Raw genomic sequence first — 12,822 nt, 5'->3', positions numbered from 1 at the left:
CATGGTGATCTCCACGTGGCTGCGGGACGGGGGGTCAGAAGGCAGCCGGGAGCGGCGGTCCACGCCGGACGAGCGCGTGACGCAGGACGCTTTCGTACGGTCCGCCGGGTGAGCGATAGGCGGGCGCCGGTGGAGTGAGTGGGTATGCGGGGCACGGCGCCAGGATCAGGAGCAGGCGTACGGCCAGCCGACGTAGCACCGCCCACAGCGCGGTCTCGCCCTTGGCCACCCACCATCCGGTCACCAGAGTGGCGGTGAGGTGGCAGAGCACCATGCCCAGGTCGGTGGCCGGTCCGTGTCCGGGCGGCATGGGCGCGGGGGCATTGTGCCAGGAGAACAGCCCGTGCAGGAGGACTTGCGCCGAGCCGAGCAGGACGGCGATCGCGACCGGTTCGCGCTCCCGGCCGGCCGGCGCGGCGGCGCCCGCCGTCACGAGCCCGGCGCCGAGCGCGAGCTGACCGGGACCCGGCAGAGTGCCGTCGGCCAACCCGTGGGCCAGGGCGGCCAGCGTCACACAGACGGCCGCGAAGAGGGCCGACCGCGCTAATCGCAACGGCAGCATGGCTCGCATGGTGCCCAAATGCTCCCACACGAGCGGCCCGCCGTGAGGCGCGTTCCCACTTATGACGTTTTATCCGAAATTTCAGCTTTTCTAGGCTCATAAACAGGTGGCGCGCGCCGGGGGCACCCGCAATCGGGACCACCGGCGCGCTGATCACGCGTGATCGTCAGGCGTGCACGCTCCGGCAATTGATCTTGAACGAGTCGCCGTAGCCTTCCCAGACCCCTATCAAGGTCCATCCCTGGGAGACCTTGTCAGCGTGCTGCCAGGTGCAGGCCGCATGCAGGTCGAGGCGGATCTGAGCACCGTCGTTCCTGGTGCAGACCCAGCCGGTCACATTGTCGCCCAAGTGCTTCGCGCCGTTGTAGCCGATCGATTGGCAGAAGCCCGCCAGGTTCATGCCCTTGAAGAACTCGGTCGTTCCCGCCGTGGCGTGGCACTTCCACTCACCGGCGCTGTTGCCGTTGGTCGACGCGGTGACCGGATAGCCGGCGGCCACGAGCGGGCTGAACTGCCACTGGCAGGCGCCGGCCACCGAGAGGCCGACTTCGGTGGTGCCGATGTAGCACCGCCAGCCGTCGAAATGGTTGACCACCTTCTTGGCGCCGTCGTACCCGATCGACCTGCAGTAACCGTTGAGGTCCACGCCGCCCAGATAAGCGTCGACCGACTGTACTTTGAGCGGCGCGGCTTGGGCGGGTGAGGCGCCGAGCCAGGTCGCGCTCAGGCACGCCAGCAGCACGGTCAGGACGAGATGACGCAGTCGCATACCGATCCCTTCGTCGGAGGGTGGATGGCGCCGCGGCCGATCCACGCCGCGGCCTGCCAAGTATCAAATCCGGCCGTCGAGCAGGTCTTCGTGGCGGCGACACAACCTTCCACGCGCTGTTGCGCGTACGCGTAAAGAGCATTGATCCACGACGAGCGGGACGACGAATACGCCAGGGGGCAAGCACCGAACCTGACCGTTGAGGGGGAACGGAACGTGGGCGGACTTTTCGTGTCGTTACGTGAGCAAGTGGAGGACCACGCGAGAAACGCCGTGTCGGCGTATCTGCGCGAGATCCCCGAATACCACGACATCGCGAACCTCAGCGACGAGCGTGACCACCAGGCGAGCATGTACGATTTCGCGGTCTTCATCCGGTCCCGCAGACTCGACCTGGCACCAGCGCGGCTGCCGCTCAACGACGACGACCTGTCCACGATCTCGTCGGTGGGCCGCCAGCGTGCCGAGCTGGGGCTGTCCGTACTGTCGCAGCAGCGCGTACTCGGACTGCACACGCATCTCACGCTCCAGGAGATCCACCAGGTGGCCGGCCCGGAGGACAGTGACGAGCTGCTGCGGATGCTCGGCTGGATCGGCGCGCAGAGCGTCCGGGCCAGAAGGGCGTACCTGCACGGCTACACCGACGGGGTGGGCCGGTCACGGACGCTGGCGACCCGCAACGAACTGCTCGCCCGCGCCCTGCTCGCGGACGAGCCGGTGGAGCCGCGACCGGCCGACCCGCTGCGGCCGTTGGTGGCCGCCCGCTACGCGGTGTCGGTGCTGCGCTTCCCCGCCCCCGCCGTGCCCGAACAGGCCCGCTCCGCCGTGGTGAACGCGCTCGCCGCCGGCTCGCTGGTCGCCTGGCTGAGCTGCGGCGAGCTGGTCATCCTGACTCCCGGCACCGTGGATCGTACGGTGGCGCTGCAGCAAGTGCGCTCGGCGGTGGCGATGCTAGGGCGTGCCTGCCAGATCGCCTCGGTGGAGGGCGTGACCGGTCGGCTCGCCGAATCCCTCGCCTGGGCGCGGGAGGCCAGCCGGGTCGCACCGATGGAGAACCGGCCCGCGCGCCTGTACGTCCTCGCCGACCTGTTCGTGGAGATGGCCGTCGCGAACACACCGGAAATCGACGCGTGGCTGCGCGCCTTCGCCCGGCGGCTGTCCAACGGGCCGGACCTCGTGTCGACCCTGCACGCCTACTACCGCAACAACATGAACCGCGCGGCCGCCTCGGCGGCGCTGCGCATCCATCCGCGCACCCTGGACTACCGGCTGCAGCGGGCTCGCAAGGTGACCGGCCTGGAGCCCGGGTCGACCCTCGGCGTGCGGATGCTCAGCACGGCGGTGGCGCGCCTGCTGGCCCGGTGAACCGGCCGAAGCGAGATGAACCGTCTTCTTCTGTGGCCGCTTCTTCTGAGGCCGCGCCGAGCATACGGAGCAGGCTGCTGCGAAGCGCGTGTTCGGCTTCCTGGCCGGACATCCGGCCGGCTTGCTGTTCCTCGCTCGCGGTGTGGGCGAGCTTCACGGTGGCGGCGACCAGCCAGCCGAGCGGGAGCCGGTCGTCGAACTCGCTGGTCCGCCGGCCGCGCTCGATCACCTGTCTGATCCGGTCGGCGACAGGCGAGTGCCTGTCGTGGTCGGCTTGCGGGCTGACCGGCAGTGCGCTGATTCTCTGCAGCAGTGCGAGGTATCGGTGAGCTGTCTGATTACTGGCGTCGAGCAGGCGCAGCAAAGCATCGGTGGCCGGTCCGGTCTGGGGTTCGGTGGCATCGATGGCGGCGGCGACCTCCTCGGTGATCCGGTCGACGACCGCCAGCAGCAACTGCTCTCGAGAAGGGAAGTGGGCGTAGACGGTCTGGCGGGTCACACCGGCAGTCGCGGCGATCGTTTCCATTCCGGCGTCGGGCTGGGCGTCGAGGATCTGGAGGGCGGCGTCCAGGATGGCGGCCCTGCTGCGGCGGGCATCGGCACGACGGTTGTGAACCGGGAGCGAGGGCATTTCTTACACCTTGTCAAAGTTGTCGATCTCGGCATATCTTACAGCGCGTAAGAGATCGTACGTCCAGTCAACGGGAGCGCCATGCGCACACTTGCCGGCACCGACCCGAAGCAGTTCATCGCCGACTTCTTCCTGTCCTTTCACGAGGAGCTGGTGCAGAGCGACGAGGATCCGGCGCTGATCTTCGACCGCTACCACGCCCCCGGCATCGTCCAGGTCGCCGACGGACACCGGATGGACCGCGACAAACTCATCGCGCACACCCGCCCGATACGTAAGACCCGACCCAGCAACCGGACAGAGGTGCACGAGGCCATCGCGAGCGGTGACCGGATCGCCGCCCGCTACACCTTGCACGTCCAGCGGCGTGACAGGTACTTCGCGATCGAGGTCTGCTTCTTCGGGCGGTTCGCCGCCGACGGGCGGATGCGCGAAGCGCACATGCTCACTCGGACCATTCCAGCCGCCGACCCGGACCAGGCGGCGCCCGCCGCGTCCGGCGCGTCCGGCGAAAGGGGCGCATCGGCATGACCGAGAGCAGTTACACCGTCGTCGGCATGACCTGCGGGCACTGCGCCGCCTTCGTCACCGAGGAGATCGAACGCATCGCCGGCGTCACCGCCGTCGCGGTGGACGTCGATACGGGCAGGGTCTCGGTGACCAGCGACGAGGGCCTCGACACGGAGGACGTGCGCGCGGCCGTCGAAGAGGCCGGCTACGAACTCACCCACGCGAACGGGTAGGCGGGAGCGATGCGTGGCGGGTCAGGTCTCTCGGATGCGTTGCGCGATGAGTGCCGCGTGTGACAGTGGCGTCGAGAGGTCTCCTATATCCCCGTTGGTCGTGTAGTCGAGCAATACGACGGTTCGATGACTGCTCATCTCACGAAGCTCGTCGATGAGTTCGGAAGTTCGGTGGTTGAGCACCCAGTGATAGGTCGGGAGGTAGAGAACGCGCCTGGCCTCCTCATAGCCGAGCAGACGGCCGTCAAGCCGGTGACCGAGCGGCGGGCCGAGTCGTCGGACCGTTCGCTTGATCCCCTTCATCGTGGTGATGTCGAGCTTGGTGAAGTCCTCCTGTTCGGTGGTGAACACCTTCAACGCCTGCCAGACGCCTTCGACGGATTGTGAGGTTCGACCCGGATGGCCGGGCACCGGGATACCGCCATGTGGGTAGAACGGGCTGAGGCGGATCCATGGCTCGGCAGCCCGTGATGTCACATCGAGAATCAGTGCGTCAGGGAAGTCTCGGTGGAGAGTGGTGCGGCGGCGGCTCGCAACGTGAACAGGCATGGAGGGAGGTTGCCATATGGGTGTGACAGTTCTGCTCGAAGTGAGATTTACTTCGCTGACCGTCTATCGCCCGCGCGAGACGTCCTCAGCACGGCCCGACGAGTTCGGAATGCTGGCCGTACTCAGCCCATGCAGAAGCAGCTGAGTGCCGTCAGTCGTCCAGGCCGCGGGCGCTGAGGGCCTCGCCCAATGCGTCCGCGTGCCGCAACGCGCTCACCACCAGCGGCACGGCAAAGGCCCGCACGCTCCACTGCACTCCCCTGGCGCGCTGCGCCTCCCGTACGCGGGTCGCCAGCTCGGCCATGACCGGCACGCTACGGATCGTGAGGGACAGCAGCAACGACAACCGGAACGGATCCAGCCCCACCCACCGCGCCGGCGACAGACAACGTTCCAGGAACGCCATCATGGCCTCCGTCCGCGTCGTCAGGGTGACCAGCCCGGCCAGAGCGACGGCCAGGACGACCCTAGTCACCGAGGTGATCGCCGACGGCAGGTCCGCGAACACCACCTGCACGGCGAACAGCGCCACCGCGAACCAACGGACCGGCCGCACCTGCGCCCAGACCGCCGCCGCACCCACCCCCGAGATGGCGAACAGCACCCCCACCACCAGCGCGGCGACCGCCATCGACACCGGCGCGCGCAACAGGACGAGCACCGTGCACAAGGCGGCCAAGCCCGCGAGCTTCGCCCCCACAGGGAGACGGTGCAGGAGCGAATCCCCTGGGACGTAGGCGCCGGTGAGCCCGTTCACGACATGAGCTTCCGGTAATGGTCGATGGCCGCCGACGGCGCGGCGTCGGCCACGACCCGCCCCTCGTCCATGACCAGCAGGCGGTCGAAGTCCGCCAGCAGCGCCAGGTCGTGGCTGATCACGACCACCTGCTGCGGCAGTTCGCGCAGCACGTCGGCGACCAGCCGGGAGTGGCGCAGGTCCAGCAGGGTCGTGGGCTCGTCCATGACGAGGATCTCGGGTTCGAGCACCAGGACCGAGCAGAGGGCGAGCAGCTGCTTCTGGCCGCCGGACAGCTGGTGGGCGGGGTGGTCGGCGTGGCCCGCCAGGCCGTACCTCTCCAGCACGTCCGTGACCCGGCGCTGGACCTCCTCGCGCGGCAGCTTGTGCCGGCGCAGGGAGAACGCGACGTCCTCGGCCACGGTCGGCATCACGATCTGCGCGTCCGGGTCGGTGAACAGGAACCCGACGCGCCGCCTGATCCTGGCCGCGTGGCGGCGGGTGTCGTCGCCGAGGACGGTGACAGTGCCGGAAGCCGGCAGGACCAGGCCGTTCAGCAGCCGGGCCAGCGTGCTCTTGCCCGACCCGTTGGCCCCGATCACGCCGATCCGCCGCTCGGGCAGGCGGGCCGTGACACCGCACAGCACCTCACGCTGCCCGAGCCGGACCCGCACGTCGTCCAGCTCGATCACCCGCACCACCTACGCATCTCGACCAGCTCACTGCCTGGCTCTGTCACTGCCTCGCCACACCACGCAGGCATCTCGACCGGCTTGCTCACTGCCTCACACCACCTCGAACAGGGCGGCGACGCCGAGGCCGCCCCCGACCGCCGCCGTCGCCAGCCCCAGCGTCCCCGGCGGCGCGCCTGACCGTACGAGCCGCGTGAAAAGCCGGGTGACCACTACGGCTCCTGTGGCCCCCCACGGATGGCCGAGCGCCAGCGCGCCGCCGTCGGCGCAGACCCGGTCCCGGTCGGCACCGAGCGGGTCGAGCCCGAGCGCGTCGGTGACGGCCAGCGTCTGGGCCGCGAACGCCTCCACGATCTCCACCGCCGCGATCTGTTCCATGCTCACTCCGGTACGGCCGAGCAGCCGTCGTACGGCGGGCACCGGCCCCCAGCCGGGCAGCTCGGGATCACAGCCGACGACGGCTCCGCCCCGCAGCCGGAGGCCCGGCAGCCCGGCCCTGGCGCGCAGGCGTTCCGTGGTGAGGGCGACCACCGCCGCCCCGTCGCTGACCGGCGAGGAGTTCCCGGCCGTCACCGACCCTCCGGGGACGAACGCCGCGGGCAACCGCGACATCGACTCCGGCCGCAACACCCGGGGCCGCTGGTCCTCCGTCCGCCCCTTGACCTCGACGATCTCCGCCGCGAACCGTCCGGCCTCCCGCGCGGCCACCGCCTTGGCGTTGCTCGCGCGCGCGTAGTCGTCCTGGCGGGCCCGATCCACGCCGCGCGCCGCGGCCAGCGCCTCGGCCGCGGCGCCCATGTCCGGGTCCGGGTGGCCGGCCGGGGTGAAGGGCGCCCGCTCGTACGGCACGGCGGGACTCCCCCGGTGCGCCCGCAGCGGCGCGGTGGAGGCGCTCTCGACCCCACCGGCGATGACCAGCTCCATCTCCTCGCTGGCCACGGCCTGACCCGCCATCAGGATCGCGGCCAGCCCGCTTCCGCACTGCCGATCCACCGTGGCACCGGGAACGGCCTCGCCCAGCCCCGCGCCCAGCGCCGACACGCGCGCCAGGTTCCCGCCCGGACCCATGCAGTTGCCGAGCACCACGTCGTCGATCGGCACGCCGAGGCCGGCGATGTCACCGGCCAGCGCCTCGATGACGGGCGAGGCCAGCATGTCGGCGGTCACCTCCTTGAAGGCGTGCCCGGCGGTCCCGATCGCCGTACGGCGCGCGGCCACGATGACCGGCGCGATGTCCGATCGCATCAGGTGAGCCGCCACAGGTCAGGATCGCCGCCGGCCAGGCGGGCGGTGAGGAGGCCGCGGGCCGGCTTGCCCGCCGAGGTGCGGGGCAGGCTGTCCACCGCGTACCAGCGGCGAGGCCGTTGCGCCGCGGCCAGCCCGCCGCGGGCCACGGCCTCGAGCGAGGCCCGCGAGGGCGGGGTCCCGGCGCCCACCTCGACGATCGCCGTGACCACCGCGCCCAGGTCAGGGTGCGGCGAGCCGACCACCACGACGTCGCCCACCCCCCGCACGCTCCTGAGCACCTCTTCGACGTCCTCCGGCACGACCGTGGCGCCGCCGGTCTGGATCGCGCCGTCGCCCCGGCCGCGCAGCCGCAGGACCTCACCCGGCAGGTACGGCTCGGCCACGTCGCCGACGCTCATCCACCCATCGCCGTCCACCCGCAGCGGGCCCGCCGCGCCGGCCAGATAGCCCTCGGCCAGCCAGGGCGACCGCGCCCACACCTCGCCGAGCGTCTGGCCCGGCAAGGCCCTGACCTGGAGTTCCACACCCGGAAAAGGGCGCAGCCCCGCGCCGTCGACGTCGGCGGCCACGAAGGACAGCTCGGTCGCGCCATAGTAGGACACCACCCGTACACCGGCGTCCGCCGCCCGCTCCCGCAGCCCGGCGGGCAAAGCCGCCCCACCGATCACTACGGTCCGCAGCGGGGCGCCCTCTTCCAGTGCGTCCAGTACGGCCGGCAGGCAGTGCGGCACCAGGTGGGCCACGGTCGCCCGGCCGAGCTGCTCGCCCAGGGCGCCGGGCGACCAGCGGCCCGGCACCAGGGCCGTGGCGCCGACGGCCAGCGCGTGCACGGCCGCGAAGCCGTACAGGGAGGAGCCCAGGGGTCCGGGCACCAGGACGACGTCGCCGGGCCCGATCCCGGCCAGCTCGCTCAACCATGGGAACGACGCGGTCCAGGACACGCGCGTGCGGACCACGGCGCGAGGACGGCCGGTGCTCCCGGAGCTGAAACACGCCCAGGCCCGATCACCGTCCTCCGGGTCCGGCCACTTCGCCGTGTGAGGAATCAGCGTGCCCGTCTCAGCGGATGGCCGCTCGCCCGCCTCGGCGGATGACCATTCGCCTGCCTCGGCGGATGACAAAACGTCGTTCGCCCCAGCGGGCGGGAGGCTGTCGAGGTGGCGGTCCGCGGGGATCGCGGCCCGTACGCGTTCGTCCCAGGTGGGGTCGCACAGCAGCGGCGTACCCCCCGCCAGGTCCGTCGCCAGTGCGGCGATGAGCTGGTCCACCGGGTCGGCCAGACTGATCGCGACCAGTGCCCCGCGAGCCAAGCCCGGCCCGGCCTGCACTCCACGGCCCGGCCCCGGCGCCGCCACTGCCCCACCGCCCAGCCCCGGCCCAGCCGGTGCCCCACCGCCCAACCCCGACCCGGTCAGGCCCGGCGCGGCCACGCCCGGCGCGGTCAGGTGCGCCGCAGCGTCGCGGATGCGCCGGGCGAGCTCGGCGTAGCTCAGTTCGCCCGCCGGGCCGCACACCGCGAGGCGGTGCGGGTGGTCGGAAGCGTGGCGCAATACCTGTGCGGCGACCGGCATGACCGGTTCAGCCCTCCTTGCCGGCGCGGAGCCGTTCGCGATGTACGGCCGGGACCGCGTCAGGGTATGCCCGTTGAGTACCTTTCGTCACAATCGCCGCCAGCACTGCCTTGATCAGGTCACCGGGCAGGAACAACGTGGCGCTGAGCAGCGCCGTCCGGCCCAGCGGGACGCCGGTGACAGCCGCCTGCACGGGCAGCCCGATCAGGTAGATCACCCCGATGCCGCCGACCACACAGGCCACCACCAGCCGGACGATGCCCGGCCGATGACCGCCGCGTTCGACGATCCAGCCGGTCACGGCCGCGCCGGGCAGCCAGCCGATCAGGTATCCGGCCGACGCCCCCGCGAACACGCCCAGCCCGCCACGCCCGCCCGCCAGCAACGGCAGGCCCGCGGCCACCAGCACGAGCAGTACGGCGACGGCCAGGGCGGCCCGCCACGAGCCCAGGATCGTGCCCGCCAGCATGACGCCGAACGTCTGCAGCGTGATCGGGACCGCGTTGCCGAACAGGTTCAGGGTGCCCGGCAGGCCGAGCGCGGCGATCAGCGCCGCGAAGACGCTGATCCGGGCGATGTCGCCGGTGGGGAAACCCTTTCCCCCGGTGAGCCTCGGCATGTCGCCGCCTCCACTTCTCGTAGGTGCACGGAACTTCTCATAGGTGTGCGGATCCGATCTCACACCACAACGTCCTGGGGCACGCATGGAGGGATGCCACAACATTCACCTGCCATAGATGTCACACCCGGAGATGCGCCACGCGGCCGGGGTCCCCGGCTGGGCCCAACTTGAGTAAGGCCCTACTCTCGCCAATCCGCGGGCCTGATCACACAATCTGCCCATGACGTGGTTCCGTTGGAGACGCGACGAACGGGCGACCGCTCCCCTGCCCCGGGCGGAATTCGACACCCTCCAGCCCAAGGAACGCGCTGAGCTGCACAGCGCGGCCCGAGACAGCCGACGCCAGCTCATCGCCACCGTGCTGCAGATCGGCACGACCATCGGCGTGCTGGGCGGGCTGCTGCTGACCGCGCAGGGACTGGCGCAGACCGCGAAATCGGTCGAGGCCTCCCGTGAGGAGTTGCTGATCGCCAGGAAGGGTCTCGAAGTCGCACAGAAGGGCCAGGTCACCGACCGATTCACCAGGGCCGTCGAACAACTCGGCAGCGCGAGCATGGATGTGCGGATCGGCGCCGCCTACGCTCTCGAGAACATCGGCAGGGACGTCCCCGACTACCGGCAGACGACCGTCGACGTTCTCGCCAGCTATGTCGTGGGAAACGGCCGCACGTCGACCAAGAAGAACTACGGGCAGGCGAGAGATGTTCGGACCATGCTCACCGTGCTGGGCCGGGTCCGTCCGGCCAACCCGAAGCAGGAATGGATCGACCTGTCACACGCCAAGCTCGGCGACGCCGATCTGAGCAACGCCTACCTGCCGCGAGCCAGGATGTACGGCACGGTCCTCTCCGGAGCCGCACTTTTCGACGCGGACCTGTCCGGCAGTGTCATGCCCTTCTCCGACTTCTCCTCCGCCTGGCTGACGAACACCAAGCTCGCTCGCGCCAACTTCAACCTCGCCGACCTGACCAAGGCATCCCTGGAGAACGCCGACCTGACCGACACCATCTTTTACGCCGCGGACCTGAGGGGCGCCGACCTGACGGGCGCCACGTTGACGGGCACCAATTTCAAGCGCGCGAACCTGACCGGCGCCAAAGGACTGCCGCCCACCGCCCGGCTCAAGAAGATCGTCCGCTGGGACCCCCAGACGAAGTGGCCGTGACCGGTCAGCTCCGGGCAGCGGCCAAGCCCCCTCCACGCCAGGTGGGCAGCGGCCGATGACCGGCCGCGACCTCGTACGCGGCGACGGCCATGAGGCGGGTGGAGTCGAGCGTGGGCAGCGGCGACACCTCGGGCGTCACCAGGAGCGGGATCTCGGTGCAGACGAGCGCGACGGCGTCACACCCCCGCTCCGCGAGCCGCGAGATGACGCGCACGTACTCCTGCCGCGAGTCCTCGGTGAACACCCCGCTCACGAGCTCGGCGAAGATGATCTCGTTGATGATCCGCCGGTCGTCCGGATCCGGCACCTCCGCCGCGATCCCACGCGCGGCGAGCGCCTCCGGATAGAGCTCGCTGTCCATCGTGTACGCCGTACCCAGGACGCCGACCTTCGTCCGCCCGTCGCGAACGGCCTGGTCGGCGACCACCTCGGCGATGTGCAGGCCGGGCAGGGCGAGATCGGCGCCGGGCCGTTCGAGCGCCAGGTGGGCGGTGTTGTCCGGGCAGGCGAAGAAGTCGGCCCCGGCCCGGGCCAGCCGCCCCACGCTGACGGCCAGCGTGTCCCTGATCGAGTCGTAGTCGCCCGCGTCCCACGCGGGCATGCTGTAGCCGAAGGCGATGTAATCGAGGGTCACATCGGGGTGCTCATGCCGGCCCACCCGGCGAAACCCCTCCTGGCAGTAGGCCAGGAAGCACAGGGCCGCCCCTTCGGTGCTGTGGGCGAGAATGCCGAGATGCCGCATAGTGATCACTCCTCCGATGGCGGGAACCTTCGCCCACCACCGCCCAAGGTGCCACAGCCGACCGCCCCGGGCGCGGCTGGCGGAGCTCCGTCACAGGCTGCTCTCCGAGTCGCTCGCCGCCCAACAAACCAGTAGCGATCACCGCACTCCCGTCGAATACGCTGCTACGAGATCATCGACCAGAAAGGCAGCCCCTCATGCCGCAGCGGGTAGCACCCGGACTCATCTCATGGGCGAGCGACATCGAGCCGGACGCCATCGAACAAGCCGCCCGCGCCGCCCGCCTGCCCTTCGTGCCCAGCCACGTCGCGCTGATGCCGGACGCGCACGTCGGGATGGGCGCCACCGTCGGCTCCGTCATCCCGACCCAGGGCGCCATCATCCCCTCGGCCGTGGGCGTGGACATCGGCTGCGGCATGGTCGCCACCGAGACCGACCTGACCGCCGCGGATCTGCCCGACACCCTGGCCGCGCTCATGCCGCTCATCGAGCAGCGCATCCCGGCCGGCGTCGGCCAGGGTCATGACGACCCGTCCACCGACGCCTCACTCAACGCGATCGGCACGCCCGGCACCTCACTGACGGGCAAGCAGGAGCACACGGTCATCGCGCAGTTCGGGACGCTCGGCTCCGGCAACCACTTCGTCGAGGTCTGCCTGGATGAGCGCGACCACGTGTGGACGGTGCTGCACTCCGGCTCGCGCGGCATCGGCAACCAGCTCGCCACCAAGCACATCAGCCAGGCGAAGAAGCTGATGAAGCAGTGGTTCATCGAGTTGGACGACCCGGATCTGGCCTACCTCGTAGAGGGCACGCCGCAGTTCACCGCCTACATCGAGGACATGCTGTGGGCCCAGCGCTACGCCATGGCCTCACGCGGCCGCATGGCCGAGGTGCTGGTCGCCTCCCTGTTCCAGGTCGTCGGTCACGGTGCCGCGCTGCGCACGATCAACGCCCATCACAACTTCACCCAGATGGAACGCCACCACGGCCGCGACATGTGGATCACCCGTAAGGGAGCGATCAAGGCGGCCGACGGGGACGAGGGGATCATCCCCGGTTCCATGGGCACCCGCTCCTACATCGTGACCGGCCTGGGCAGCGCCGCCTCCTACAACTCCTGCTCCCATGGCGCGGGACGGCGCATGTCCCGCACCGAGGCGCGCAAGAAGCTCACCGCCGCCTCGCTCACCGAGGCGATGGGCGACCGCACCTGGAACGCCGACCGCGCCGGGGCGCTGGTGGACGAGCACCCGGAAGCGTACAAGTCGATCGACCAGGTCATGGAAGATCAGAAGGACCTCGTCACCGTGCAACACACGCTGCGCCAGATCTTCAACTACAAGGGCTGAGCGTGGGCGGAGGCGCCGGCGTTGGCCAGGTCGGTGAGGAAGTCGTCGAGATAGCGGGCGAGCGGTGGGCGCGGC

General features: G+C 70.3%; 15 protein-coding genes. 5 read left to right on the top strand and 10 right to left on the bottom strand.

Annotation, left to right across the window (positions count from 1 at the left end; translation table 11 throughout):
• Positions 1-34: 34 nt before the first annotated feature.
• Both ACQP2T_RS26020 and ACQP2T_RS26015 read right to left on the bottom strand, forming a co-directional pair.
• Complete coding sequence (locus ACQP2T_RS26020) at positions 35-562, bottom strand: MFS transporter (RefSeq protein ID WP_433518648.1); 528 nt, start codon at positions 560-562, stop codon at positions 35-37.
• A gap of 166 nt (positions 563-728) precedes the next feature.
• Positions 729-1,331, bottom strand: coding sequence for a hypothetical protein (locus ACQP2T_RS26015; protein ID WP_433518647.1), 603 nt, complete (start codon positions 1,329-1,331; stop codon positions 729-731).
• A 141-nt stretch (positions 1,332-1,472) separates the two neighbouring features.
• Between ACQP2T_RS26015 and ACQP2T_RS26010 the strand changes: the two genes are divergently transcribed.
• Positions 1,473-2,696, top strand: coding sequence for a PucR family transcriptional regulator (locus ACQP2T_RS26010; protein ID WP_433518646.1), 1,224 nt, complete (start codon positions 1,473-1,475; stop codon positions 2,694-2,696).
• Here the strand turns inward: ACQP2T_RS26010 and ACQP2T_RS26005 are convergent.
• Complete coding sequence (locus ACQP2T_RS26005) at positions 2,662-3,327, bottom strand: TetR/AcrR family transcriptional regulator (protein ID WP_433518645.1); 666 nt, start codon at positions 3,325-3,327, stop codon at positions 2,662-2,664. The two genes, ACQP2T_RS26010 and ACQP2T_RS26005, sit on opposite strands and share 35 nt — an antisense overlap.
• 81 nt (positions 3,328-3,408) lie before the next feature.
• Between ACQP2T_RS26005 and ACQP2T_RS26000 the strand changes: the two genes are divergently transcribed.
• Together ACQP2T_RS26000 and ACQP2T_RS25995 are read left to right on the top strand one after the other, a co-directional pair.
• Entirely contained in the window at positions 3,409-3,858 is a 450-nt protein-coding gene (locus ACQP2T_RS26000; protein ID WP_433518644.1) for a nuclear transport factor 2 family protein, read from the top strand.
• The gene (locus tag ACQP2T_RS25995) at positions 3,855-4,070 is read left to right on the top strand and encodes a heavy-metal-associated domain-containing protein (protein ID WP_433518643.1); all 216 of its coding nucleotides are present in this window, start codon (positions 3,855-3,857) and stop codon (positions 4,068-4,070) included. The genes ACQP2T_RS26000 and ACQP2T_RS25995 overlap by 4 nt, the downstream gene beginning before the upstream one ends.
• A 21-nt stretch (positions 4,071-4,091) precedes the next feature.
• On the opposite strand, the gene ACQP2T_RS25990 is transcribed toward ACQP2T_RS25995, so the two are convergent.
• The 6 genes from ACQP2T_RS25990 to ACQP2T_RS25965 all read right to left on the bottom strand — a co-directional run bounded on the left by ACQP2T_RS25990 (position 4,092) and on the right by ACQP2T_RS25965 (position 9,485).
• Positions 4,092-4,619 (bottom strand): DUF6939 family protein, encoded by a 528-nt coding sequence (locus ACQP2T_RS25990; RefSeq protein WP_433518642.1) that lies wholly within the window; start codon positions 4,617-4,619, stop codon positions 4,092-4,094.
• Between the two features lie 151 nt (positions 4,620-4,770).
• Positions 4,771-5,376, bottom strand: a complete 606-nt coding sequence (locus tag ACQP2T_RS25985; RefSeq protein WP_433518641.1) for an energy-coupling factor transporter transmembrane component T family protein — start codon at positions 5,374-5,376, stop codon at positions 4,771-4,773.
• Positions 5,373-6,047 (bottom strand): energy-coupling factor ABC transporter ATP-binding protein, encoded by a 675-nt coding sequence (locus tag ACQP2T_RS25980; RefSeq protein WP_433518640.1) that lies wholly within the window; start codon positions 6,045-6,047, stop codon positions 5,373-5,375. The genes ACQP2T_RS25985 and ACQP2T_RS25980 overlap by 4 nt, the downstream gene beginning before the upstream one ends.
• A gap of 93 nt (positions 6,048-6,140) precedes the next feature.
• Entirely contained in the window at positions 6,141-7,292 is a 1,152-nt protein-coding gene (locus ACQP2T_RS25975; RefSeq protein WP_433518639.1) for a thiolase family protein, read from the bottom strand.
• On the bottom strand, positions 7,292-8,866 hold the full coding sequence (locus tag ACQP2T_RS25970; RefSeq protein WP_433518638.1) for a class I adenylate-forming enzyme family protein: 1,575 nt from the start codon (positions 8,864-8,866) through the stop codon (positions 7,292-7,294). The genes ACQP2T_RS25975 and ACQP2T_RS25970 overlap by 1 nt, the downstream gene beginning before the upstream one ends.
• A 7-nt stretch (positions 8,867-8,873) precedes the next feature.
• Positions 8,874-9,485, bottom strand: coding sequence for a biotin transporter BioY (locus ACQP2T_RS25965; RefSeq protein WP_433518637.1), 612 nt, complete (start codon positions 9,483-9,485; stop codon positions 8,874-8,876).
• A gap of 223 nt (positions 9,486-9,708) precedes the next feature.
• Here ACQP2T_RS25965 and ACQP2T_RS25960 point away from each other — a divergent pair, with 223 nt between their 5' ends.
• Positions 9,709-10,653 carry a pentapeptide repeat-containing protein gene (locus ACQP2T_RS25960; protein WP_433518636.1) on the top strand — a complete coding sequence of 315 codons (945 nt, stop codon included), beginning with the start codon at positions 9,709-9,711 and terminating at the stop codon, positions 10,651-10,653.
• Positions 10,654-10,657: 4 nt separating this feature from the next.
• On the opposite strand, the gene ACQP2T_RS25955 is transcribed toward ACQP2T_RS25960, so the two are convergent.
• Entirely contained in the window at positions 10,658-11,395 is a 738-nt protein-coding gene (locus tag ACQP2T_RS25955) for an aspartate/glutamate racemase family protein (RefSeq protein ID WP_433518635.1), read from the bottom strand.
• Positions 11,396-11,592: 197 nt separating this feature from the next.
• Between ACQP2T_RS25955 and ACQP2T_RS25950 the strand changes: the two genes are divergently transcribed.
• The gene (locus ACQP2T_RS25950; protein WP_433518634.1) at positions 11,593-12,747 is read left to right on the top strand and encodes an RtcB family protein; all 1,155 of its coding nucleotides are present in this window, start codon (positions 11,593-11,595) and stop codon (positions 12,745-12,747) included.
• The last annotated feature ends 75 nt before the right edge of the window (positions 12,748-12,822 follow it).

It is taken from the genome of Nonomuraea sp. CA-143628, assembly GCF_050942315.1.
In the GTDB taxonomy this organism is placed as follows: Bacteria; Actinomycetota; Actinomycetes; order Streptosporangiales; family Streptosporangiaceae; genus Nonomuraea.
Note: the sequence above shows the minus strand (reverse complement) of the source record. Positions and strands in the feature narration are given on the sequence as shown.